General features: G+C 67.7%; 20 protein-coding genes. 12 read left to right on the top strand and 8 right to left on the bottom strand.

Annotated elements, in window-relative coordinates:
• Window positions 1-68 precede the first annotated feature (68 nt).
• The 3 genes from phnD to V8324_RS03360 all read right to left on the bottom strand — a co-directional run bounded on the left by phnD (window position 69) and on the right by V8324_RS03360 (window position 2,581).
• Window positions 69-1,019 carry a phosphate/phosphite/phosphonate ABC transporter substrate-binding protein gene (gene phnD, locus V8324_RS03370; protein WP_336418504.1) on the bottom strand — a complete coding sequence of 317 codons (951 nt, stop codon included), beginning with the start codon at window positions 1,017-1,019 and terminating at the stop codon, window positions 69-71.
• A gap of 143 nt (window positions 1,020-1,162) precedes the next feature.
• Complete coding sequence (locus V8324_RS03365) at window positions 1,163-2,215, bottom strand: permease (protein WP_336418503.1); 1,053 nt, start codon at window positions 2,213-2,215, stop codon at window positions 1,163-1,165.
• A 48-nt stretch (window positions 2,216-2,263) separates the two neighbouring features.
• Window positions 2,264-2,581 carry an ArsR/SmtB family transcription factor gene (locus V8324_RS03360; RefSeq protein ID WP_336418502.1) on the bottom strand — a complete coding sequence of 106 codons (318 nt, stop codon included), beginning with the start codon at window positions 2,579-2,581 and terminating at the stop codon, window positions 2,264-2,266.
• A 139-nt stretch (window positions 2,582-2,720) separates the two neighbouring features.
• Here V8324_RS03360 and murD point away from each other — a divergent pair, with 139 nt between their 5' ends.
• Window positions 2,721-4,118, top strand: coding sequence for a UDP-N-acetylmuramoyl-L-alanine--D-glutamate ligase (gene murD, locus V8324_RS03355; protein ID WP_336418501.1), 1,398 nt, complete (start codon window positions 2,721-2,723; stop codon window positions 4,116-4,118).
• A 49-nt stretch (window positions 4,119-4,167) separates the two neighbouring features.
• On the opposite strand, the gene V8324_RS03350 is transcribed toward murD, so the two are convergent.
• On the bottom strand, window positions 4,168-5,349 hold the full coding sequence (locus V8324_RS03350; RefSeq protein ID WP_336418500.1) for an NAD(P)/FAD-dependent oxidoreductase: 1,182 nt from the start codon (window positions 5,347-5,349) through the stop codon (window positions 4,168-4,170).
• Between the two features lie 133 nt (window positions 5,350-5,482).
• Here V8324_RS03350 and V8324_RS03345 point away from each other — a divergent pair, with 133 nt between their 5' ends.
• The 10 genes from V8324_RS03345 to recN all read left to right on the top strand — a co-directional run bounded on the left by V8324_RS03345 (window position 5,483) and on the right by recN (window position 18,064).
• Entirely contained in the window at window positions 5,483-6,646 is a 1,164-nt protein-coding gene (locus V8324_RS03345) for a peptidoglycan glycosyltransferase FtsW (RefSeq protein ID WP_336418499.1), read from the top strand.
• Window positions 6,647-6,663: 17 nt separating this feature from the next.
• Window positions 6,664-7,785 carry a UDP-N-acetylglucosamine--N-acetylmuramyl-(pentapeptide) pyrophosphoryl-undecaprenol N-acetylglucosamine transferase gene (locus V8324_RS03340; RefSeq protein ID WP_336418498.1) on the top strand — a complete coding sequence of 374 codons (1,122 nt, stop codon included), beginning with the start codon at window positions 6,664-6,666 and terminating at the stop codon, window positions 7,783-7,785.
• Window positions 7,782-9,191 carry a UDP-N-acetylmuramate--L-alanine ligase gene (murC, locus tag V8324_RS03335; protein WP_336418497.1) on the top strand — a complete coding sequence of 470 codons (1,410 nt, stop codon included), beginning with the start codon at window positions 7,782-7,784 and terminating at the stop codon, window positions 9,189-9,191. The genes V8324_RS03340 and murC overlap by 4 nt, the downstream gene beginning before the upstream one ends.
• 61 nt (window positions 9,192-9,252) lie before the next feature.
• Window positions 9,253-10,227: a UDP-N-acetylmuramate dehydrogenase gene (gene murB, locus V8324_RS03330; RefSeq protein WP_336418496.1), complete on the top strand. Its 975-nt coding sequence runs from the start codon at window positions 9,253-9,255 to the stop codon at window positions 10,225-10,227.
• A gap of 87 nt (window positions 10,228-10,314) precedes the next feature.
• Window positions 10,315-11,193 (top strand): D-alanine--D-alanine ligase, encoded by an 879-nt coding sequence (locus tag V8324_RS03325; RefSeq protein WP_442970458.1) that lies wholly within the window; start codon window positions 10,315-10,317, stop codon window positions 11,191-11,193.
• Window positions 11,181-12,056 carry a cell division protein FtsQ/DivIB gene (locus V8324_RS03320; protein ID WP_336418494.1) on the top strand — a complete coding sequence of 292 codons (876 nt, stop codon included), beginning with the start codon at window positions 11,181-11,183 and terminating at the stop codon, window positions 12,054-12,056. Before V8324_RS03325 ends, V8324_RS03320 begins: the two co-directional genes overlap by 13 nt.
• Entirely contained in the window at window positions 12,053-13,387 is a 1,335-nt protein-coding gene (gene ftsA, locus V8324_RS03315; RefSeq protein ID WP_336418493.1) for a cell division protein FtsA, read from the top strand. Before V8324_RS03320 ends, ftsA begins: the two co-directional genes overlap by 4 nt.
• A gap of 349 nt (window positions 13,388-13,736) precedes the next feature.
• The gene (gene ftsZ, locus V8324_RS03310) at window positions 13,737-15,335 is read left to right on the top strand and encodes a cell division protein FtsZ (protein WP_336418492.1); all 1,599 of its coding nucleotides are present in this window, start codon (window positions 13,737-13,739) and stop codon (window positions 15,333-15,335) included.
• 192 nt (window positions 15,336-15,527) lie between these two features.
• Complete coding sequence (locus V8324_RS03305) at window positions 15,528-16,376, top strand: outer membrane protein assembly factor BamD (RefSeq protein WP_336418491.1); 849 nt, start codon at window positions 15,528-15,530, stop codon at window positions 16,374-16,376.
• A gap of 38 nt (window positions 16,377-16,414) precedes the next feature.
• Window positions 16,415-18,064, top strand: a complete 1,650-nt coding sequence (gene recN, locus V8324_RS03300) for a DNA repair protein RecN (RefSeq protein ID WP_336418490.1) — start codon at window positions 16,415-16,417, stop codon at window positions 18,062-18,064.
• A gap of 18 nt (window positions 18,065-18,082) precedes the next feature.
• Here the strand turns inward: recN and V8324_RS03295 are convergent, their stop codons facing one another.
• From V8324_RS03295 to V8324_RS03280, 4 genes are all read right to left on the bottom strand, one after another.
• A complete protein-coding gene (locus V8324_RS03295) occupies window positions 18,083-18,280 on the bottom strand; it encodes a Trm112 family protein (protein WP_336418489.1) in 198 nt (65 codons plus the stop codon).
• Complete coding sequence (locus tag V8324_RS03290) at window positions 18,277-18,924, bottom strand: LON peptidase substrate-binding domain-containing protein (RefSeq protein WP_336418488.1); 648 nt, start codon at window positions 18,922-18,924, stop codon at window positions 18,277-18,279. The genes V8324_RS03295 and V8324_RS03290 overlap by 4 nt, the downstream gene beginning before the upstream one ends.
• Before the next feature lie 26 nt (window positions 18,925-18,950).
• Window positions 18,951-19,877: a co-chaperone YbbN gene (locus tag V8324_RS03285; RefSeq protein WP_336418487.1), complete on the bottom strand. Its 927-nt coding sequence runs from the start codon at window positions 19,875-19,877 to the stop codon at window positions 18,951-18,953.
• A 69-nt stretch (window positions 19,878-19,946) separates the two neighbouring features.
• Window positions 19,947-20,735: an exodeoxyribonuclease III gene (locus V8324_RS03280; protein ID WP_336418486.1), complete on the bottom strand. Its 789-nt coding sequence runs from the start codon at window positions 20,733-20,735 to the stop codon at window positions 19,947-19,949.
• Window positions 20,736-21,019: 284 nt separating this feature from the next.
• On the opposite strand from V8324_RS03280, the gene speB reads away from it, so the two are divergent.
• Window positions 21,020-21,958: an agmatinase gene (gene speB, locus V8324_RS03275; protein WP_442970456.1), complete on the top strand. Its 939-nt coding sequence runs from the start codon at window positions 21,020-21,022 to the stop codon at window positions 21,956-21,958.
• The last annotated feature ends 43 nt before the right edge of the window (window positions 21,959-22,001 follow it).

The following is a 22,001-nucleotide window of genomic DNA, read 5'->3' as shown; positions in this document are numbered from 1 at the left end:
AGCCTCTGTTCAACAAAAATGCGTGGGCGGCGCATTGCCGCCCACGCAATCATGTCCGGAAACACGTGTCAGTTGCAATCGTAAGTGACGTCGTTGGCCGCGTCGATGGTGCGGATCACCTGCCAATCCTCCTTGAAGGTGATCTCGATGAACTGGTCCTCGCCGTTGCGCCCGAATTCCTCGGCCAGCTTGGTGCCTTCCCAGTCGAAGCCGAAGAACGCCTCGCGGACCTTCTCCTGCAGGTCGGGATGCAGGTTGTAGACGGTGCCGTAGCCGGTCGTCGGGAAGGTCTGCGACGTGTAAACGACCTCGAGTTGGTCCTCCGACACCACGTCGCGGTCGATCATCCGGTTCTTGACCGAGTTGGCGACCGAGGCGGCCATGTAATCCTTGTTGGCCACGCCGAGGACCGAGTTGTCATGCGCGCCCGAGAAGGAGGTGTCGAAATCCTCGCCCGCGATCATGTCGAACTCGCCCTTCAGCAGCGCCGACGGGGCCTTGAAGCCGGAATTCGACGTCTCGGAGGTGAAGGTCAGCTCCTCGCCGCGGATATCCGCGACCTCCTCGATGCCCGAACCGGGATAGGTGATGATCTCCATCTCGTAGCCGAAGGATCCGTCCTCGGCCGCCATCATGGCGAAGGGCCGAAAGCCCGCGCAGGCCACGGCGATCGGGTTCGACCCGGTGTTGAAGCCCGCCACGTGCAGGCGCCCGGCGCGCATCGCCTCGATCTGGGCGGCGTTCGATTGCACGGGGAAGAATTGCACGTCCTTGCCGGTAACCTCGGCCATGTGATCGAGAAAGCCCGCCCACACATCGGCGTATACTGCGGGATCCTCGACCGGCGTGTAGGCGAAGATCAGCGTGTCGGGATCGAGCCACTCGGTCTCGTCTTCGGGGATGTCGGCGATCAGGTCGCCGTCCTCGTCGGTATAGCGGTCGCTGAGCTGGAACTCGGCCTGCGCGGGCAGCGCCAGCGTCAGGGCTAAAATCGCGGTGAGTGTCGTGGTGCGTGTCATGGTGGATCCTCTGTTCATTGGACATCCGTGGCCGCATCTAGAATGTCAATGTAACAGCAACGTGTCCATTCTGTATTCACCGGAAGACATGGCGGCGCAGGGTCGATCCCGCGCCGCCATGTTCTGCGTCACCGTGCCTTGCGTCAACCGATCCCCAGGGTGCCCCAAAGCTGGAAAAGCAGCCCCGCCGCGAAAGCCCCCGACAGCGAAAGCGCCACGTAAAGCGCGAAGACCCGCGGCTTGACCAGCGCCCAGACCGCGATGGCGGCGGGCAGCGAGGTGACACCCCCGGCCACGAGGAAGGCCAGACCCGCGCCATGCGCCATGCCCTGGTCGATCAGCCCGCCCACCAGCGGCAGCGCGGCGTAGCCGTTGAGATAGGCGGGCACGCCCACCAGCGTCCCGAGCGCGATGGGGGCCAGCCCGCTGCCGCCCAGCACCGAGGTCACCGTCTCGGCGGGGATGAAGGCCAGCATCAGGCTTTCCAGCAGGAAGGCCAGCGTCAGCCATTTCGCCAGGAACAGCGTCACGCTCAGTGCCTCGCGGCCGAATTTCGCGCGCCGCTCGGGATCCTGCCAGAACCGCCACACGACCGGCTTGGGGTCGCGCAGCTTGCCGCCGCCGCAGCCGCCATTGCCGATACCGGGGCGCAGGGGATCGGCCAGCCCCCCGGCGCGGCCCAGCAGGTGCACGACCCAGCCGCCGGCGATGCCAAGGCCCACGGCCGCCAGCGTCTTGGCGATGGCAAACTCCAGTCCCAGCACCCCGGTGGTCAGCACGAACATCGACGGGTCCATCACTGGCGAGGCCAGCCAGAAGGCCATCACCGCCGACAGCGGCACCCCCATCGCCAGCAGCGCCGCGATCAGCGGGATCACCCCGCAGGAACAGAAGGGCGACAGCCCACCCGCGAGCGCCGCGAACAGGATCATCACCGCCGGGGCGCCGGTGAAGGCGCGCGCGATCAGGTTGTCGGCGCCGGTGGCCGTGGCCCAGGCCGCGACCGCGATCGACAGCACGAGGAACGGCGCCGTGCGCAGCAGCGCATCGGCGGTGAAGCCGAGGCTGTCCAGCGCCTGGCCGGGATCGACCAGCGCCAGACCCGCAAGGATCAGCGCCGAGGCGAGCCACACGCGGTGATCGCGCCAGACCGCGCGGGCTAGCGCCGTGGTCGGGGGCAGGGTGGTGTCAGTCATATCCGTATCTCCGGAATTATGGTTTCTTTGAGACGCAAGACGCTTGGCTCAGGCCGCATCGTCGCGCCGTTTCAGGGTCACACCGGTACAGCATTCCTTGGTCAGGTACTGCACCAGCCCGTTCATCGCCGCGAAATCGGCCATGTTGACCACCTCGCGGCCGCGTTTCTGCTGCACGACGAGCCCCGCCTCGACAAGTGCGCGCAGGTGATGCGCCAGCGTCGAGGGGGCGAGGTCCAGATGCTCGGCGATGTCGCCAACGCGCAGACCGTCATCGCCGGCCTTCACCAGAAGCCGGTAGATCGAGAGGCGCGCGTCGTGACCGAGGGCCGCGAGGGCGCGGGCGGTGGGGCTGTTGATACTCATGCAGTCAATATAACTAAAGTTCCGGTTATGTCGAGTCGTTTTTTTTGAGCGCGATCTCACGGCGCGGCGGTTCTGCCGCGGCTTGCAACTTGGCCCGATCCCGGCGCAAATGGCGGGCGAGATTGCGAGGGAGGGCGACATGATACCTGTGCGGGGCGTCGAGGGCGCGAACATCGCCGTGCTGGGGCTGGGCCGCTCGGGCCTGTCGGCGGCGCGGGCCTTGCGCGCGGGCGGCGCGCAGGCGATTTGCTGGGATGACAACCCGCAGGCCCGCACGCAAGCGGAGGCCGAGGGGCTGGAGGTCCGCGACCTGACCCGCGCGGGGGCCTTCGACGAGATCGCGATGCTCATCGTCAGCCCGGGCATCGCGCATCTTTACCCCGCGCCGCACCGGGTCGTGGCGGCGGCGCAGGACGCGGGCGTGCCGGTGGACAACGATATCGGGCTGTTCTTCCGCTCGCTCGCGACTGACGATTGGGACGGCTTCGACGTGGCGCCGCGGGTCATCGCCGTGACCGGATCGAACGGCAAATCCACCACCACGGCGCTGATCCATCACGTGTTGGAAAGTGCCGGGCGATCGGTGCAGATCGCGGGAAATATCGGGCGCGGGGTGCTCGATATCGATCCGCCCGGCGATGGCGGCGTGGTGGTGCTGGAACTGTCGAGCTACCAGATCGATCTGGCCCGCGCGCTGACGCCGGATGTGGCGGTGTTCACCAATCTCTCGCCCGATCACCTCGACCGGCACGCGGGGTTGGGTGGCTATTTCGCGGCCAAGCGGCGGCTTTTTGTCGAGGGTGGCCCGGATCGCGCAGTGATCGGCGTGGACGAGTCCGAGGGGCGGCATCTTGCCGGCGAATTGAGCGAGGGGCGCGGCGACGACCGGGTGATCCGGGTCTCGGTCGCGGGCAAGCTGTCGGGGCCGGGCTGGTCGGTCTTTGCCAACACGGGGTTCCTTTCGGAATACCGCAAGGGCAAACAGGTCGGTGCCATCGACCTGCGCGCGGTGCGCGGGCTGCCGGGGCGGCACAACCATCAGAACGCCTGCGCCGCCTATGCCGCCTGCCGCACGCTGGGGCTGGCACCACGGGTGATCGAGCAGGCGTTCCGCAGCTTCGAGGGGCTGCCGCATCGCAGCCAGATCGTTGCCGAGGCCGGCGGCGTGCGTTACGTCAATGACAGCAAGGCCACCAATGTCGACGCTGCCCTTCAGGCGCTGCTGGCCTTCGACAAGATCCGCTGGATTTGCGGCGGGCTGGAAAAGGAGGGCGGTCTGTCTGCTCTCGCCCCCGGGTTGCAACATGTCCGCAAGGCCTACGTGATTGGCCGCGAGGCCGCGCAATTCGCGCTTGGCCTCGAGGGGGTCGAGGTCGCGATCTGCACCACCATGGCGCGCGCGGTCGAGGCGGCGATGGCCGACGCCGCCCCGGGCGAGGTGGTTTTGCTGGCCCCGGCAGCGGCGAGTTTCGACCAGTATGACAATTTCGAGCGGCGCGGCGAGGATTTTATGACCGAGGTGCGCGCCCGGCTGTGAGCGGTGATCTTGAGTATTCTTGGCAAGATGAAAACACGGCTTTGGCGGCTCAGGTCTTTTGCGCGATCGCCTGTCCGGCGGCCCAGCCCGACGACCAGGCCCATTGGAAGTTGTAGCCGCCCAGCCAGCCGGTGACATCCACCGCCTCGCCGATGGCGTAGAGCCCGGGCAGATGCGCCGATTCCATGGTCTTCGACGAAAGCCCCGCCGTGTCGATGCCGCCCAAGGTCACCTCGGCGGTGCGGTAGCCCTCGGTCCCCGTGGGTTTGAGCGACCAGCCACGCAAGGCGCCCATGATCCGCGCAAGCGCGGCATCCGAGTGGTCGGCGAGGTTGCCCGTAAGATCGAGTTTAGTCGCCAGATGCGTGACCAGCCTTGCCGGCAGGTGCGCGCCAAGCTCTGTCGTCAGGTTGCGGCGGCCATGGGTGCGGCGGTGCTCTCGCAGGGTGTCAATGAGCGCCGCGCCGGGGGCGAGATCGAGGGTGATCGCGGACCCCTCGCGCCAGAAGGACGAGATCTGCAGGATCGCGGGGCCGGAGAGACCGCGATGGGTGAAGAGCGCGGCCTCGTCGAAGGAGGTGCCGTCGCAGGCGGCGCGCACCGGCACGGCAGTGCCCGCCAGATCCGCAAACGGCGCGCCGGAAAAGGTGAACGGCACCAGCGCGGGGCGGATCTCTGTCAGGGCGTGGCCGAATTGCCGTGCGATCTCGTAGGCGAGCCCGGTCGCCCCCATCTTGGGGATCGACTTGCCCCCCGTCGCCAGCACGAGGTTGCGCGCGGTGATCGCGATCCGCGCCCCGTCGCGTTCGAGCGTGGCGTGAAAGCGCGCGCCGTCATGCGACAGATCCATGAGCCGCGTCGAGAGCCACAGATCCGCGCCGGCGCCGCGCGCCTCGTCGACCAGCATGGTCACGATCTGCGTTGACTTGCCGTCGCAGAAAAGCTGGCCGAGGGTCTTTTCGTGCCACGCGATGCCGTGGCGGTCGACCTTGTCGATGAAATCCCATTGCGTGTAGCGCGAGAGCGCCGACTTGCAGAAATGCGGATTGCCCGACAGGAAATTCCCGGGCTCGGTGTATAGATTGGTGAAGTTGCAGCGCCCGCCGCCCGAGATGCGGATCTTCTCGCCCGGGGCCTTTGCGTGGTCGATGACCAGCGTGTTTTCCCCGGCCTCGGCGGCGCAGATCAGCCCCGCCGCGCCCGCGCCGAGGATGAGTGTGTTGAAGGCCATGGTCATGCGCGGCCAAAACGCGAAATCCTGCCGAAAGGCAAGGGGGATAGTTCTGGCCTCGGACGCCGAATATCGATAGAGTAATATCCAGATCCCGCAAAGGGGCGTACAGGCAGAACGAGGCGGCAGTCAGATGACGGAAATGGTCTATGGGGCAGTGCCCCAAAGGGACGCGGAGCCCGTGCTTCCGGCATGGTGGCGTACGATCGACAAGTGGTCGTTTTCCTGCGTGCTGATCCTTGGCTGCATCGGCATCCTGCTGGGGCTCGCCGCGTCACCGCCGCTGGCCGAGAAGAACGGCTTTGCCCCCTTTCATTACGTGCAGCGGCAGGCGGTCTTCGGCATGCTGGGGCTAGGGGTGATGATGGTCGTTTCGATGATGCGGCCCGACCTGGTGCGGCGCCTTGCGGTGCTGGGCTTTCTCGCGGCCTTCGCGTCGCTGATACTGCTGCCGGTGTTGGGCACGGATTTCGGCAAGGGGGCCGTGCGTTGGTACAGTCTTGGGGTCGCTTCTGTACAACCGTCGGAGTTTCTCAAGCCGACCTTCGTGGTGCTCGCCGCATGGATGATCGCGGCCAGCGGCCAGATCGGCGGGCCGCCGGGGCGCAGTTGGTCGTTCGCGCTGATGCTCGTGATACTCGGCTTTCTCGCGTTGCAGCCCGATTTCGGGCAGGCGGCGCTGGTCCTGTTCAGCTGGGGCGTGATGTATTTCGTCGCCGGCGCGCCGATCACGCTGCTTCTGGGGATGGCGGGCTGCGTGGTGCTGGCGGGCACCTTTGCCTACACCAATTCCGAACATTTCGCGCGTCGCATCGACGGCTTTCTCAGCACCGAGGTCGAGCCCACGACGCAGTTGGGATTCGCAACCAACGCAATCCGCGAGGGCGGCTTCTTCGGCGTCGGTGTCGGCGAGGGGCAGGTGAAGTGGTCCCTGCCGGACGCTCATACCGATTTCATCATTGCAGTGGCCGCCGAGGAATACGGGCTGGTTCTGGTGCTGTGCATCATCGCGCTTTACGCCTGTATCGTGCTGCGCTCGCTGGTGCGGCTGATGCGTGAGCGCGATCCGTTTATCCGGCTGGCCGGGGCCGGGCTGATCGCCGTGCTGGGCGCGCAGGCCCTGATCAATCTCGGCGTGGCGGTGCGCCTGCTGCCCGCCAAGGGCATGACGCTTCCCTTCGTCAGCTACGGCGGGTCATCGGTCGTGGCGGCGGGGATCGCCATGGGCATGCTTCTGGCTTTCACCCGGACGCGGCCGCAGGGGCAGATCGGCGATCTGCTGCGCGGGCGGCGCTGACGCGTTTGAGGCAGGCCATGAGCAGAACGAGCCCCTATCTGGTCATCGCCGCGGGTGGCACCGGCGGGCACATGTTCCCCGCGCAGGCGCTGGCCGAGGTCATGCTGCGCCGCGGCTGGCGGGTGCGGCTGAGCACCGATGCGCGCGGTGCGCGCTATGTTGGTGGCTTTCCCCATTCGGTCGAGATCGAGCAGGTCGCAAGCGCCACCTTCGCGCGCGGCGGGCTTGTGAACAAGGTCCTGACGCCGCTGCATGTCGCCGGTGGCGTGCTGGGCGCGGTCTGGCGGATGTGGCGCGACCGGCCCGACGCGGTGGTGGGCTTTGGCGGCTATCCCACGATCCCGGCGCTGGCCGCGGCTTGGGCCTTGCGCCGCCCGCGCATGGTGCATGAACAGAACGGCGTGCTGGGGAAGGTCAACGCGATCTTCGCGCCCCGGGTCGACGTGGTGGCCTGCGGCGTCTGGCCCACCGACCTGCCCGAGGGGGCCGAGGGGCTGCATGTCGGCAACCCGGTACGCGCCGCGGTGCTGGAGCGTGCGGGCGCGGCCTATATTCCCCCCGGCGATTACCCGATGTCGGTGCTGGTGATAGGCGGAAGCCAGGGCGCGCGCATCCTCAGCGACGTGGTGCCAGGGGCCATCGCGGCGCTGCCCGACGAGATACTGCGCAACCTGAGGGTCAGCCACCAGGCCCGCGAAGAGGATCTCGACCGCGTCCGGCGCGTCTATGCCGGGTCCGGGATCGACGCCGACGTGCAACCCTTCTTTCGCGACGTGCCCGCCCGGATGAGCGAGGCGCAGCTGGTCATCAGCCGCGCCGGCGCGTCGAGCATCGCCGACATCTCGGTGATCGGGCGGCCGGCGATCCTGGTGCCCTACGCTGCTGCCGCCGCCGATCACCAGACCGCCAATGCGCGCGGGCTGGTCAAGGCCGGTGGCGCGATCCGCATTCCCGAACGCAAGCTTGACGTCGCCAGCCTGAGCGCGCAGATCGCCGCTGTGCTTGGCGACCCACGAGGTGCGAACCTGATGGCACAGGCGGCGCTTGGACAGGGACTACCCGATGCGCCGCGCCACTTGGCCGACATGGTCGAGGAACTGGCCTGGAAGCCCGACCCGAGAAAGGAACTGACGTCATGAACGCCGCCACCAAGCTGCCCACCGATGTGGGCGCCATCCATTTCGTGGGCATCGGCGGCATCGGTATGTCCGGCATCGCCGAGGTGCTGCTCAACCACGGCTACACCGTGCAGGGATCCGACCTGAAATCCTCGCCGATCACCGAACGCCTTGCGCGCATGGGCGCGCGCGTGTTCGAGGGCCAGGCGCCCGGCAATCTCGACGGGGCCGAGGTCGTGGTCATCTCCTCGGCGATCAAGCCCGGCAATACCGAGCTGGACGAGGCGCGCCGGCTCGGCCTGCCGGTGGTGCGCCGGTCCGAGATGCTGGCCGAGCTGATGCGGCTGAAATCCAACATCGCCGTGGCCGGAACCCATGGCAAGACGACCACCACGACGCTGGTCGCCGAATTGCTGGTCCATGGCGGGATCGACCCGACGGTGATCAATGGCGGCGTCATCCACGCCTATGGCAGCAACGCGCGGATGGGGCAGGGTGAATGGATGGTGGTCGAGGCCGACGAGAGCGACGGCACCTTCAACTGCCTGCCCGCCACCATCGCGATCGTCACCAATATCGACCCCGAGCACATGGAGCATTGGGGCAGTTTCGACCGGCTGCGGCAGGGGTTTCACGACTTCGTCAGCAACATCCCCTTCTACGGGCTGGCCGTGTGCTGCACCGATCATCCGGAGGTGCAGGCTCTGGTCGGGCGGATCAGCGACCGGCGCGTGGTCACCTACGGCTTCAACGCGCAGGCCGATCTGCGCGCCGTGAACCTGCGCTATGCGCGCGGCGTGGCGCATTTCGACATCGCCTTGCAGGCCGAGGGGCTGATGATCGAGGGCTGCACGCTGCCGATGCCCGGCGATCACAATGTCAGCAACGCGCTGAGCGCGGTGGCCGTGGCGCGTCACTTGGGCATGAAGCGGGACGAGATCCGCGCCGCCCTTGCCGCGTTCGAGGGGGTCAACCGCCGCTTCACTCGCGTTGGCGAGGTGGGTGGTGTGACGGTGATCGACGATTACGGCCATCACCCGGTCGAGATCGCCGCGGTGCTGCGCGCGGCGCGACAGGCTAGCGAGGGGCGTGTCATCGCCGTGCATCAGCCGCACCGCTATTCGCGCCTGTCGAGCCTGTTCGAGGATTTCTGCGGCTGTTTCAACGAGGCCGATGTCGTGGGAATCACGCCCGTCTACGCGGCCGGCGAGGCCCCCGTGCCCGGTGCCGCGCGCGACGATCTGGTCGCCGGCCTGCGGCAGCACGGCCACCGTCATGCCGTGGCGGTCGAGGACGAGGACGATCTTGAACGCCTCGTGCGCGCCGAGGCGCGTCCCGGCGACATCGTGGTCTGTCTGGGCGCCGGCACGATCACCGCATGGGCGAACGGTCTGCCCGAGCGTCTGGCCCGCGTCGCGGGGGGTTGAGCCGCCCCTTGGCGCAGGCCGGGCTTTATCTTCGGGGCGGGAACGGGCAAGGATCGATGCCATGACAGAGCTTCCGCAGACACGTGGCCGGCTGAGCCCGCACCGCATCCTGTCCGATCTGACATGGCTGCGCGTCGGCGGCCCGGCCGAGTGGCTGTTCCAGCCCGCCGACGAAGGTGATCTTGCGGCGTTTCTTGGCGCGTTGCCGGGCGATGTGCCGGTCTTTGCCATGGGGGTCGGGTCGAATCTCATCGTGCGCGATGGCGGTATCCGGGGCGTGGTGATCCGGCTGGGGCGCGGCTTCAACGGTATCCGCATCGAGGGATCCCGCGTGATCACCGGGGCTGCGGTGCTCGACGCGCATGTCGCGCGGCGCGCGGCAGAGGCGGGCGTCGACCTTGCGTTCCTGCGCACCATACCAGGCAGCATCGGCGGGGCGGTGCGGATGAACGCGGGCTGCTACGGCGAATACGTGGCCGACCGCCTCGTCGCGGCGCGCGCGGTCACGCGGTCGGGCGAGATCGTGACGCTGACGCCCGGTGACCTGCGCTTCGGCTATCGCCAGAGCGCGCTTCCCGAGGGCGCGGTGATCATCGAGGCGACGTTTCAGGGACCGCAAGGCGCCCCCGAGGCGCTGGCGGCGCGGATGGAGGACCAGATCGCCAAGCGCGACGCCGCTCAGCCGACGCGCGACCGCAGCGCCGGCAGCACGTTTCGCAATCCGGCGGGGCATTCCTCGACCGGGCGGGCCGATGACGTGCACGATCTCAAGGCGTGGTCGGTGATCGACGCCGCCGGTCTGCGCGGCGCGCGGCGCGGGGGCGCGCAGATGAGCGAGAAGCACCCCAATTTCCTCATCAATACCGGTGGGGCCAGCGCCGCCGATCTCGAGGCGCTTGGCGAAGAGGTGCGAAAAAGGGTTTTCCAAGACAGCGGAATAACGCTAGACTGGGAAATATTGAGGGTCGGCGAACCGGCCCAGGGCGATAGCTTACAGGGCAAGAAGGGGCAACGCCCCGCGGACGAGCAGGCATAACGATAACAGGGCCCGCAAGAATGGCCCGGAATTTCGAGGCAGACGGTGGTTGGTTCGAGCAGAACAGCCTCCCGTATCGCGGTAATCATGGGTGGCCCCTCGGCCGAGCGCGAGGTGTCGCTGTCTTCGGGGCGCGAATGCGCCGCCGCATTGCGGGACGCGGGCTATGACGTGATCGAGGTCGATGCCGGCCGCGACCTTGCCGCGCGGCTGACAGAGATTTCCCCGAATGTGGTCTTCAACGCCCTGCATGGCCGCTGGGGCGAGGATGGCTGCGTCCAGGGCCTGCTGGAATGGCTGGGCCTGCCCTATACGCATTCCGGTGTCCTGTCCTCGGCGCTGGCGATGGACAAGGACCGGACCAAGGCCGCCTATCGCGCCGCCGGCCTGCCGGTGGTCGACAGCTTGCTTGCGGCGCGCGACGACGTGCGCAGCCGCCACGTGATGCCGCCGCCCTACGTGGTCAAGCCGAACAACGAGGGGTCATCGGTCGGCGTCTACCTGGTGCGGGAGGCGGCCAATGCCCCGCCCGCGCTGTCGGACGACATGCCCGAGACGGTGATGGTCGAGGCCTTCGCGCCGGGGCGCGAGTTGACGACCACGGTGATGGGCGACCGCGCGCTGACGGTTACCGATATCCTGACCGATGGCTGGTACGACTACGACGCCAAGTACACGCCCGGCGGATCGCGCCACGTGGTGCCCGCCGAGATCCCGCCCGAGATCTTCGCGGCCTGCCTCGCGCACGCGCTGCGCGCGCACGAGGTTCTGGGCTGTCGCGGCCTCAGCCGGACGGATTTCCGCTGGGACGAGGCGCGGGGCGAAGCCGGGCTGATCCTGCTTGAGACCAACACCCAGCCGGGGATGACGCCCACATCGCTCAGCCCCGAACAGGCGCAGGCGGTGGGGATCTCTTTCCCGGAACTGTGTGCGTGGATGGTGGAGGACGCGTCATGCGACCGGTGATCCCGCGCGCCGATCCCGCCCCCTCGCGGCTGAGCTACCGTCTTCAGCGGATGATGCTGACGCCGTTCTGCCGCTGGTTCCTGCGCGTCGGGCTGCCGGTGCTGGTCGTGGTGGGCGGCATCGCGGGCTATCTCGCCGACGAGGCGCGGCGCATGGCGATCGTCGATCAGGTTGCCGAGTTCCGCCGCCAAATCGAGACGCGCCCTGAATTCATGGTCCAGCGGATGACCGTCGACGGCGCGAGCGATGCGGTGCACAAGGAAATCCGCGCGGTCTTTCCGTATGATCTGCCGGCAAGTTCCTTCGATCTGGATCTGTCGGTGATCCGCGCGCGGCTGGAAGGGATCCCGGCGGTCGTGCAGGCCGCGGTTCGGGTCCGGCAGGGTGGCATCCTCGCGGTCGACGTCAACGAACGCGTTCCGGTGGTGCTGTGGCGCACCCGTGGCGGGATCCGGCTGCTCGACCGCGAGGGCGTGGCGATCGCCACTTTGCAAAGCCGCGCGGCGCGGCCCGGCTTGCCCGTGATGACCGGAGCCAGGGCCGATGCGTATGTCCCCGAGGCGCTGGATCTGCTCGAGGCCGCGGGCCCCCTGAACATGCAGATCCGCGGTCTTGTGCGCGTCGGGGAACGCCGCTGGGACATGGTGCTGCGCGACGGCAAGCGCATCATGCTGCCAGAGGCGGACCCGGTGCGCGCGCTGGAACGGGTGATCGTTCTGAATGCCACCCACGAGATGCTGGAGCGCGACCTGGTGGCGGTGGACATGCGGATCGGCCCGCGTCCGACCGTGCGGCTGAGCGCGTATGCAAGCCGTGAATGGCAGCGGATGACAGGCATCCTATCAAGGGCGGGAACGCAATGATCGAGCTTTACGAATCGCAAAGGGCGATGCGCGCGATGCGACAGGCGGCGTTGCACCGCGGTGTGGTGGCGGTGCTGGATATCGGCACATCGAAGATCGCCTGCCTTGTGCTGCGCTTTGACGGCACGCCGCGCATGGCAGAGGCCGAGGAGGTCGGCCGCATGGCCGGGCAGGCGGGCTTTCGGGTGATCGGGGCGGCGACCACGCGCTCGCGCGGGGTGCGCTTTGGAGAGATCGACGCGATGGTCGAGACCGAGCGCGCGATTCGCACCGCCGTGCAGGCGGCGCAGCGGATGGCCGACACGCGCGTCGATCACGTGCTGGCCTGCTTTTCCGGGGCCGGGCCGCGCAGCTACGGGCTGGCCGGCGAGGTCGAACTCGAGGGCCAGGTTGTCAGCGAACACGATATCAGCCGCGTGCTGAGCGCCTGCGACGTGCCCGAATACGGCGACGGGCGCGAGGTGCTGCACGCCCAACCGGTGAACTTCGCGCTGGACCACCGCACCGGGCTGATCGATCCGCGCGGCCAACTGGGGCAGGCGCTGTCCACGGACATGCACATGCTGACCGTCGATGCCGACGCGATCCGCAATCTCGCCCATTGCATGACCCGCTGCGACCTGGAACTGGCGGGGTTGGCAAGCTCGGCTTACGTGTCGGGCGTCTCGACGCTGGTCGAGGACGAGCAGGAACTGGGCGCGGCCTGCATCGACCTGGGCGGCGGCACCTCGGGCGTGTCGATCTTCATCCGCAAGCACATGATCTACGCCGACAGCGTGCGCATGGGCGGCGATCACGTGACCAAGGATATTTCCATGGGCCTGCAGGTGCCGATGGCCGTGGCCGAGCGGATCAAGACCTTCTATGGCGGCGTCGTGGCGACCGGGATGGACGACCGCGAGATGATCGATATCGGCGGCGATACCGGCGATTACGAGCATGACCGCCGCCAGGTCAGCCGCGCCGAACTGATCGGGATCATGCGTCCGCGCGTCGAGGAGATCCTCGAGGAGGTGCGTGCGCGGCTGGATGCTGCGGGGTTTGACCACCTGCCCAGCCAGCAGATCGTGCTGACCGGGGGTGGCAGCCAGATCCCCGGGCTCGACGGTCTGGCCAGCCGTATCCTGGGCCAGCAGGTGCGCCTCGGGCGGCCGATGCGGGTGCACGGTCTGCCGCAGGCGGCGACCGGCGCGGGCTTTGCCAGTGCCGTGGGGATGTGCCTGTTCGCCGCCAATCCGCAGGACGAGTGGTGGGATTTCGAGATCCCCGTGGACCGCTACCCGGCGCGGTCGCTGCGGCGGGCGGTGAAATGGTTCAAGGACAATTGGTGAGGATTTTCATGTAATCACGAGGTGACGCGCCGCGGCGTTTCTGATACCCAGCAGGTAACGAGGTCCGAAAAGGACCCGCCAAGCAGTCGAGCAGTGTCTGCCAGAATGACCGGACCAAAGCTGATGCGCGTTTCGCGCAGCACGGCAGCACGTCTTGTGGTGCCAATGGCCTTGGCCGCCACATGTGCCAAAGTTGGCGAAAATTTGCGTATTGGTAGGGAAAACCGACGAGATATGGGCGTATTCCCGTGTTTTTTTGATGACGATTGGCCCATTGATCGGTAGGATCAATGGCAATGAGGCGGAAAACGGCCCATCAACGAGGCCATCAAGACAGGCGGACAGAGCAATGACACTCAACCTTTCAGTACCCGGACATGACGAACTCAAGCCCCGCATCACCGTGTTCGGTGTCGGCGGGGCCGGGGGCAACGCCGTCAACAACATGATCGAGAAGGCGCTCGACGGTGTGGACTTCGTGGTCGCCAATACCGACGCGCAGGCGCTCAGCCAGTCCAATGCCGAGCACCGCGTGCAACTTGGCGTGAAGGTCACAGAAGGCCTTGGAGCCGGAGCGCGGCCCTCTGTCGGAGCGTCGGCCGCCGAGGAGAGCATCGAGCAGATCGTCGATCACCTGGCCGGCGCGCATATGTGCTTCATCACCGCCGGCATGGGCGGCGGCACCGGCACCGGGGCAGCCCCCATCATCGCGCAGGCGGCTCGCGAGCTGGGCGTGCTTACCGTTGGCGTCGTGACCAAGCCCTTCCAGTTCGAGGGCGGCAAGCGGATGCGCCAGGCCGAGGAAGGCGTCGAGGCCCTGCAGAAGATGGTCGACACGCTGATCATCATCCCCAACCAGAACCTGTTTCGTCTCGCCAACGAGAAGACCACATTCACCGAGGCGTTCAGCCTGGCCGACGACGTGCTCTACCAGGGCGTCAAGGGCGTGACGGACCTGATGGTGCGGCCGGGCCTGATCAACCTCGACTTCGCCGACGTGCGCGCGGTGATGGACGAGATGGGCAAGGCGATGATGGGCACCGGCGAGGACGATGGCGAGAACCGCGCCATCCAGGCCGCCGAAAAGGCGATCGCCAACCCGCTGCTCGACGAGATCAGCCTGCGCGGCGCCAAGGGCGTGCTGATCAACATCACCGGCGGGCACGACCTGACGCTGTTCGAGCTTGACGAGGCCGCCAACCGCATTCGCGAGGAGGTCGATCCCGACGCCAACATCATCGTCGGCTCGACCCTCGATCCGTCGATGGAAGGCGCGATTCGGGTCAGCGTGGTCGCCACCGGGATCGACGCCACCGAGGTCCACGAGACGCCGCTGCCGCGCCGGTCGCTGGCAGAGCCGCTCAAGCAGCCCGAGGCTGTGCATGTCGACACGCCCGCGGTCGCCGATGTCGCCGCCCCCGAGCCGGTCTATGACGAGGATCCGGAGCCGTCGCTCTTCCAGGAGGCCGAGCCCGAATTCACCGTCGCCGAGGAGCGCGGGCAGGACATCTTCGAGGACGACGAAGGCTTCGACGACGCGATGGAGCCTGCCTTCCAGCCGCGGGTCGAGGAATTCACGCCCGCGCGCCCGTCCCCGCAGGCCGCACCGGCGCAGGCGCGGACTGCCCAGCCGGCAGCGCAGGCCGATGGCCCGCGCGCGCCCGGCACGCCGTCGCCCGAGGCGATGCAGCGGTTGCAGGCCGCCGTCAACAAGGCCCCCGTGCAGCCCCAGCAGCGCCGCCCGGACCCGGCAGTGGACGACCGCCAACGCTTCGGCATCAACTCGCTGATCAACCGCATGACCGGCCATGGCGGCCCGGAGGCGCCGCGCCCCACCCGTCAGCAGCCGCAGGTGCAGTCGCAGCCTTCGCAACAGGCCGCACCGCGTGCGCAGGAAGAGGATGAACAGATCGAGATCCCGGCCTTCCTGAGGCGGCAGGCGAACTGACAGCCGCCGTTTCGCGCGCATGCAAGGGCCGTCCCGTCGGGGCGGCCTTTCGCGTCTGCCCGAGGCTTTGTGAGGCGACGCCGGCGGGGCCGCGAAATGTGCCAAAGGCGTTTTGCACCGAAAACTTATGTGCTAGGAGCAAACCAAGGCGGGGGTGATCCCGCGCGACCGGAAGCTGGAGCGAGAACGCGCATGAGTAAGGGGAAGTCCCGTGTCACGTTGATACTTGCCGTCTCGGCGGGGATCGCGCTGGCCGGATGCGGCGGCAACGAAAGCGTCGAGCGTGGAAACGTCAATTACGAGAACTACACGGCGCAGCAGATCTTCGAGCGCGGCGAATACGATCTGGCGCAGAACGATCCCGGCCTCGCGGCCCGCAACTTTGCCGAGGTCGAGCGGCTGTACCCCTATTCCAATCTCGCCAAGCGGGCGGTGATCATGCAGGCCTTCGCCCATCACCGCGACAGGAATTACGAGGAAAGCCGCGCCGCCGCGCAGCGTTATATCGATTTCTATCCCGCCGACGAGGATGCCGCCTACGCGCAGTATCTTCTGGCGCTCAGCTATTACGACCAGATCGACGAGGTCGGGCGCGACCAGGGCCTGACCTTTCAGGCGCTGCAGGCCCTGCGCGAGGTGATCGAGCGGTATCCCGACAGCGAATACGCGACCACCGCGATCCTGAAATTCGACCTCGCCTTCGATCATCTTGCCGCCAAGGAGATGGAAATCGGGCGCTACTACCTCAAGCGAGATCACTTCCCCGCGGCGATCAACCGCTTCCGCGTCGTGGTCGAGGATTTCGAGACCACCAGCCACACCGCCGAAGCGTTGCACCGGCTGGTCGAATCCTACCTGTCGCTGGGGCTGACCGACGAGGCGCGTACCGCCGGGGCGATCCTGGGCCACAACTTCCGCGGCACGAGCTGGTACGAGGACAGCTACAAGCTGTTGACCGGGCAGGGCCTGACACTCGAGGCGGCGGGCGACAACTGGCTGCGACAGATCTACCGCCAGACGATCCAGGGCCGCTGGCTGTAGGGGGCACCGGGCGGCCTGTCGCCCGATGGAGTGGCTGAATGCTGGGCGCGCTCGAAATCCGGGACATGCTGATCATCGACCGGCTGGACCTGACGTTCCAACCTGGACTGAACGTGCTGACAGGCGAGACCGGGGCGGGCAAATCCATCCTTCTCGACAGCCTGGGCTTCGTGCTGGGCTGGCGCGGGCGGTCGGACCTGGTGCGCGCGGGCGCCGAGCGCGGCGAGGTCACGGCTGTCTTCGATCTGCCCGACGGCCATCCGGCCCGCGACGTGCTGACCGAGGCCGGTTTTGCCGACAGCGACGAGGTGATCCTGCGCCGCATCAACACCGCCGACGGCCGCAAGACCGCCTATGTCAACGATCGCCGCGCGTCGGGCGAGGTGCTGCGCCGGCTGTCGGGCACGTTGGTGGAACTGCACGGCCAGCAGGCCGATCGGGGGCTTCTGGACCCGCGCGCGCATCGCGACATGCTCGACACGTTTGGCCGGCTGCACCCGATGCGCGAGGCGGTGCGCACGGCTTGGCGCGCGCGCGGGCAAGCCCACAAGGCGCTGACCGAGGCCGAGGCGGCACTGGAGACGGTGCGCGCCGAGGAGGATTACCTGCGCCATGCGGTGGCCGAGCTTGATGCGCTCGATCCGCAGCCGGGCGAGGATGACGACCTCGACAGCCGCCGCCGGATGATGCAGGGGGCCGAGCGCATCCGCGAGGATATCCTGCGTGCCGCGGCGCTTGTCGGGGCCGAGGGCGCCGAAGGGTCCGCGGGCGACGCGCTGCGCTGGCTGGAAGGGGTTGCCGCGCCCGCCGAGGGCGCGCTCGACGGGGCCATCGCGGCGCTTGGCCGGGCGCTTGTCGAACTGGACGAGGCCGGGCAGGGCATCGACCGGGCGCTCGAGGTCATGCGCTTCGATCCGCTGGAACTGGAGCAGGCCGAGGAGCGGTTGTTCGCCATCCGTGCGATGGCGCGCAAGCATGGCGTGCCAGCCGACGACCTTGGCACCTTCGCCGACGGGCTGCGCGCGCAGATCGCCGCGCTGGACGCGGGCGATGCGGATCTTCGGACATTGCGCGCCAAACTGGCCGAGGCTGACAGCACTTTTGACGCCGAGGCGCAGGTGCTGAGCGCGGCGCGGCGCGAAGCGGCACAGGCGCTTGACGCGGCGGTGATGGCCGAGCTGGCACCTCTGAAGATGGAGCGGGCGGTCTTCACCACCGCGATCGGCGCGGCCGAGCCCGGGCCGTCGGGCATCGACGACGTGACTTTCACCGTCGCCACCAATCCCGGCGCGCCCGCCGGACCGCTCAACAAGATCGCCTCGGGCGGCGAACTGAGCCGCTTTCTGCTGGCGCTCAAGGTCTGCCTTACGGGACCGCAAAGCGGGCTGACGATCATCTTCGACGAGATCGATCGAGGCGTCGGCGGGGCGACGGCGGATGCGGTCGGCCGGCGCCTGGCGCAGTTGGCCGGGGCGGGGCAGATCTTGGCAGTCACGCATTCGCCGCAGGTGGCGGTGCGCGGCGCGCATCACTGGCGCGTCGAGAAGCGGGTCGAGGGCGAGGTGACGCTGTCTACGGTGCGCGCGATGCATGGTATGGAGCGCATCGACGAGATAGCGCGCATGCTATCGGGCGACCGCGTGACCGAAGAGGCCCGCGCGGCGGCGCGCGCGCTCATGCAGGGATGAGGCTACGGGGCCAGTGCGTCAGGGATCGATCTTGCGCGCCTCGTCGATCAGCATGACGGGAATGCCGTCGCGGATCGGAAAGGCCAGCCCGGCGGCCTCGCTGATAAGTTCCTGCGCGTCGGCATCATAGCGCAGCGTGGCGTGGGTTTGCGGGCAGATCAGCCCGTCGAGCATGCGCCGGTCGAAGCCGGCGCCGTTTTTGGGCGTGTCGGTCATTGCATGATATCCTCGCCGTCGCCGCCCCGCATAGAGTATTCTATGAGCGTGACCAGCGTCTCGCGCCGGGTGCTCAGCGACGGCGCCTCGAGCAGCGCCTGCTTGTCCTCGGGTTCGAACCCGAGCAGCATCGACAGCGAGTTGATCAGCAATTCGTCATCCGCCTCTTTCAGCGACTCCCAGTCGGTCTGCAATTCCTGCGCGGTGAAATATCGCGACAGCAGGTTCATGAACTTGTCGCGGCTGAACCCGTCATCGGTTTCCGACGGGCCCTTGTCACGCTCAAACCCGGTCCAGGAGACCTTGGCGCGGCGGTAGGGCGAGAAGCCCTCGACCTCCTCGACCACGCGGAACCGCGACAGCCCGGTCAGCGTGATCATGTATCGCCCGTCCTCGGTTTCCGAGAACTGCGTGACCCGCCCGACACAGCCGATGGTGTGAAGGCCGGTGCCGCCGTTGCGCCCGGGCATGCGGTTGGGCTGCACCATGCCGATCAGACGCTCCGGCGTCTTCAGCGCATCGTCGAGCATCGCGAGATAGCGCGGCTCGAACAGGTGCAGGGGCAACCGCGCGCGCGGTAGCAATAGGGCGCCCGGCAACGGGAAGATCGGGATGATTTCGGGCAGGTCCATATGCTTTGTCATATCGAGCAGTTAGCCCGTGCCATGGCTCAGGCAAATATCATCGAGCTCAATCTGCGCCGCCCGTTCAGAAGCACCGGGTCGTTGGGTTTGAGCGCCTCGAAGATGGTCAGCAACTGGGTTTTCGCCGCGCCGTCGTTCCACTCGCGGTCGCGGCGGAAAAGCTCGAGCAGCTCGTCCACCGCGGCCTGCACCTGCCCGCTGGCATAAAGCGCCTGCGCCAGGTCGAAGCGGGCCTGGTGGTCGTCGGGATCGGCCTCGACCGCGGCGCGCAACTCGTCCACCGGGCCGGCGTTTTCGGCCTGCCGGGCGAGTTGCAGCTGCGCATGCGCGCCTTCGACCTCGTCGCTCTTGCTGATCTCGGCGGGCGCGCCGTTGAGGATCGCCTCGGCCTGGTCGAGGTCGCCGGCCGCGATCTGCGCACGGGCCATGCCGGCATAAGCGCGGGCGTTCTTGCCGTCCTCCTGCACGATCGCGGCGTAGGTCTGGGCGGCATCGTCGACGGCGCCGTCTTCCAGCATCTGGTCGGCGGCGTCGAGCGCCTCTTCGAGGCCGCCGCCCTGTTGCCCGCCCGCGGTGCCGGCGGCCTGCAGGACGCGGTCCACGAAGGCGTCGATTTCGGACCCGGAAAGCGCGCCCTGGAATCCGTCTATGGGCTGGCCCTGCCAGAAGGCGTAGATGGTTGGCAGCGACTGGATGCGCAACTGCCCGGCGATCGCCTGGTTTTCATCGACATTGACCTTGGCCAGTTTCACCGCGCCATTCGCTCGGGTCACCGCCGCCTCGAGCGCGGGGGTCAGTGTCTTGCACGGCCCGCACCACGGCGCCCAGAAGTCGACGATCACTGGCACGCCCTGCGAGGCCTCGATCACCTCGGCCATGAAGGTGGCTTCCGAGACGTCCTTGATATGATCGCCCGCTTGGGGCGCCTTGTTGCCTTGACCCAGTTCCAGCATGGTCTGCATCCCCTGATTTCGTGTGTCTGCCGTGTGTCGCTTCTCTATATGAGAGGTTGGGCGGTGGTTTCAAAGGTCGAATTGCGCGAAGACCGGCGCGTGATCGGATGGTTTCTCCCAGCCGCGGGCATCGCGCAGGATGCGGCTGGAATGCGCGGCGGCGGCGATATCGGCGCTGGCCCAGACGTGATCGAGCCGGCGCCCCTTGTCGGCGGCGTCCCAATCGCGCGCGCGATAGGACCACCACGAATAAAGTCGTCCCTCGGGAATGTCGGCGCGCGTCACGTCGTGCCAGCCGCCGGCCTCTTGCGCGGCGCCGAGGTGGTCCACCTCGACGGGCGTGTGGCTGACGATTTTCAGAAGCTGCTTGTGCGACCAGACGTCATCCTCGCGCGGGGCGATGTTGAGATCGCCCACCAGAATGGACTTTTCGGGACGGTTATCCGCGAACCAGTCGCGCATGTCGGTCAGGTAGTCGAGCTTCTGGCCGAATTTCGGGTTCTGCGCGCGGTCGGGCACGTCGCCGCCGGCGGGCACGTAGAAATTGTGGATCACCACGCCGCTCTCCAGCCGTGCCGCCACGTGGCGGGCGTGGCCGAGGCCGGCGAAATTCATCTCGCCCATGTCCTCGAGGGGGAGCTTGGACAGGATCGCCACGCCGTTATAGCCCTTCTGCCCGCGTGCCGCCATGTGCCCGTAGCCAAGGCTGCGGAACTGCTCCAGCGGGATCTTGTCAACCGGGCTCTTGCACTCCTGCAGGCACAGGATGTCGGGCGCTTCCTGCTGCATCAGCCGGGCGACGAGCCCCTCGCGCAGGCGGACAGAGTTGATGTTCCAGGTGGCAAGGGTGAACGGCATCGGGCCTCCGGCGGGGTGTCACAGGTTGGCGGCAACTGACCTCAGGCCCTGCGCGAACACAACCCCCAAATGCGCGCCGCGGGCCGCGCTGGGTGCCGCGTTTACAGCACCGCGCCGTGCGGGCATGCTGTGCGCCGACCGTGCGCGCCATCGGAGCCGCGCGACGCGACCCGAGTAAACACCGAAAGGACATTCCATGACCGACACGTCCAGCGTCACGCCGGTGGCCTCGGATCTGGCGTTTACGCGGCCCGATCCGCGCGGCACCGTCGCCGAGCCCGCCTATGCCGGCGCGCTCAGCTTCATGCGGCGGNCCCGATCCGCGCGGCACCGTCGCCGAGCCCGCCTATGCCGGCGCGCTCAGCTTCATGCGGCGGCGCTACACCAGGGACCTGACCGGGGCAGATCTGGCGGTGATGGGGGTACCGTTCGACCTGGCCGTGTCGGACCGGTCGGGCGCGCGGCTGGGGCCGCGCGCGGTGCGCGCCGCCTCGGCGCATATCGCGTGGCAGGCACCCTGGCCGTGGCCGGCCGACCCCTTCGAGACGCTGTCGGTCGTGGATTGCGGCGATTGCTTCTTCGATCCCGGATATCCCGCCGAGGTGCCCGGAGCGATCGCGCAGGCCGCGCGCGACGTGCTGGCGCAGGATGTCGGGCTCTTGTGCCTTGGCGGGGACCATTTCATTACCCTGCCACTCTTGCGGGCACATGCCGAACGGCACGGGCCGCTTGCCCTCGTGCAGTTCGACGCGCATTCCGACACCTGGAAGGACGCGCCGGGGCGCATCGATCACGGCACGGTGATCTGGCACGCGGTGCGCGAGGGGCTAGTGATCCCTGCGCGGTCGGTGCAGGTTGGCATCCGCACACACAACCCCGATCCGCTTGGGTTTCATGTCATCGACGCGCGCGAGATCCACCGCAGCACCCCCGAGGCGGTGGCAGCACAGGTGCGCAGGATCATCGGCGACAATCGTACCTATCTGACCTTCGATATCGACGCGCTCGACCCGTCCTGTGCGCCCGGTACCGGCACGCCGGTGATCGGCGGGCTGAGCACATGGCAGGCGCAGGAGATCCTGCGCGGGCTGGCAGGGATCGACCTTGTGGGCATGGACGTGGTCGAGGTCGCGCCGGCCTATGACATGTCCGAGATCACCGCGCTGGCGGCGGCGACGCTGGCCAATGACCTGATCTGTCTATACGCCGCGACGCGTGGCTGATCGCCCCCTTCATGCGCCGCGGGGTCGAGGCATGAAAAAAGGC

Origin of the sequence: Roseovarius sp. D22-M7 (assembly GCF_037083785.1) — a bacterium.
In the GTDB taxonomy this organism is placed as follows: domain Bacteria; phylum Pseudomonadota; class Alphaproteobacteria; order Rhodobacterales; family Rhodobacteraceae; genus Roseovarius.
The sequence above is the reverse complement of the archived record's forward strand: the minus strand, read 5'-3'. Positions and strand labels throughout refer to the sequence as shown.

Excerpts from the sequence above, each read along its gene's own strand:
- phnD (WP_336418504.1), bottom strand. The coding sequence starts at position 1,019 with ATGACACGCACCACGACACTCACCGCGATTTTAGCCCTGACGCTGGCG.
- V8324_RS03365 (WP_336418503.1), bottom strand. The coding sequence starts at position 2,215 with ATGACTGACACCACCCTGCCCCCGACCACGGCGCTAGCCCGCGCGGTC.
- V8324_RS03360 (WP_336418502.1), bottom strand. The coding sequence starts at position 2,581 with ATGAGTATCAACAGCCCCACCGCCCGCGCCCTCGCGGCCCTCGGTCAC.
- murD (WP_336418501.1), top strand. The coding sequence starts at position 2,721 with ATGATACCTGTGCGGGGCGTCGAGGGCGCGAACATCGCCGTGCTGGGG.
- V8324_RS03350 (WP_336418500.1), bottom strand. The coding sequence starts at position 5,349 with ATGGCCTTCAACACACTCATCCTCGGCGCGGGCGCGGCGGGGCTGATC.
- V8324_RS03345 (WP_336418499.1), top strand. The coding sequence starts at position 5,483 with ATGACGGAAATGGTCTATGGGGCAGTGCCCCAAAGGGACGCGGAGCCC.
- V8324_RS03340 (WP_336418498.1), top strand. The coding sequence starts at position 6,664 with ATGAGCAGAACGAGCCCCTATCTGGTCATCGCCGCGGGTGGCACCGGC.
- murC (WP_336418497.1), top strand. The coding sequence starts at position 7,782 with ATGAACGCCGCCACCAAGCTGCCCACCGATGTGGGCGCCATCCATTTC.
- murB (WP_336418496.1), top strand. The coding sequence starts at position 9,253 with ATGACAGAGCTTCCGCAGACACGTGGCCGGCTGAGCCCGCACCGCATC.
- V8324_RS03325 (WP_442970458.1), top strand. The coding sequence starts at position 10,315 with ATGGGTGGCCCCTCGGCCGAGCGCGAGGTGTCGCTGTCTTCGGGGCGC.
- V8324_RS03320 (WP_336418494.1), top strand. The coding sequence starts at position 11,181 with ATGCGACCGGTGATCCCGCGCGCCGATCCCGCCCCCTCGCGGCTGAGC.
- ftsA (WP_336418493.1), top strand. The coding sequence starts at position 12,053 with ATGATCGAGCTTTACGAATCGCAAAGGGCGATGCGCGCGATGCGACAG.
- ftsZ (WP_336418492.1), top strand. The coding sequence starts at position 13,737 with ATGACACTCAACCTTTCAGTACCCGGACATGACGAACTCAAGCCCCGC.
- V8324_RS03305 (WP_336418491.1), top strand. The coding sequence starts at position 15,528 with ATGAGTAAGGGGAAGTCCCGTGTCACGTTGATACTTGCCGTCTCGGCG.
- recN (WP_336418490.1), top strand. The coding sequence starts at position 16,415 with ATGCTGGGCGCGCTCGAAATCCGGGACATGCTGATCATCGACCGGCTG.
- V8324_RS03295 (WP_336418489.1), bottom strand. The coding sequence starts at position 18,280 with ATGACCGACACGCCCAAAAACGGCGCCGGCTTCGACCGGCGCATGCTC.
- V8324_RS03290 (WP_336418488.1), bottom strand. The coding sequence starts at position 18,924 with ATGACAAAGCATATGGACCTGCCCGAAATCATCCCGATCTTCCCGTTG.
- V8324_RS03285 (WP_336418487.1), bottom strand. The coding sequence starts at position 19,877 with ATGCTGGAACTGGGTCAAGGCAACAAGGCGCCCCAAGCGGGCGATCAT.
- V8324_RS03280 (WP_336418486.1), bottom strand. The coding sequence starts at position 20,735 with ATGCCGTTCACCCTTGCCACCTGGAACATCAACTCTGTCCGCCTGCGC.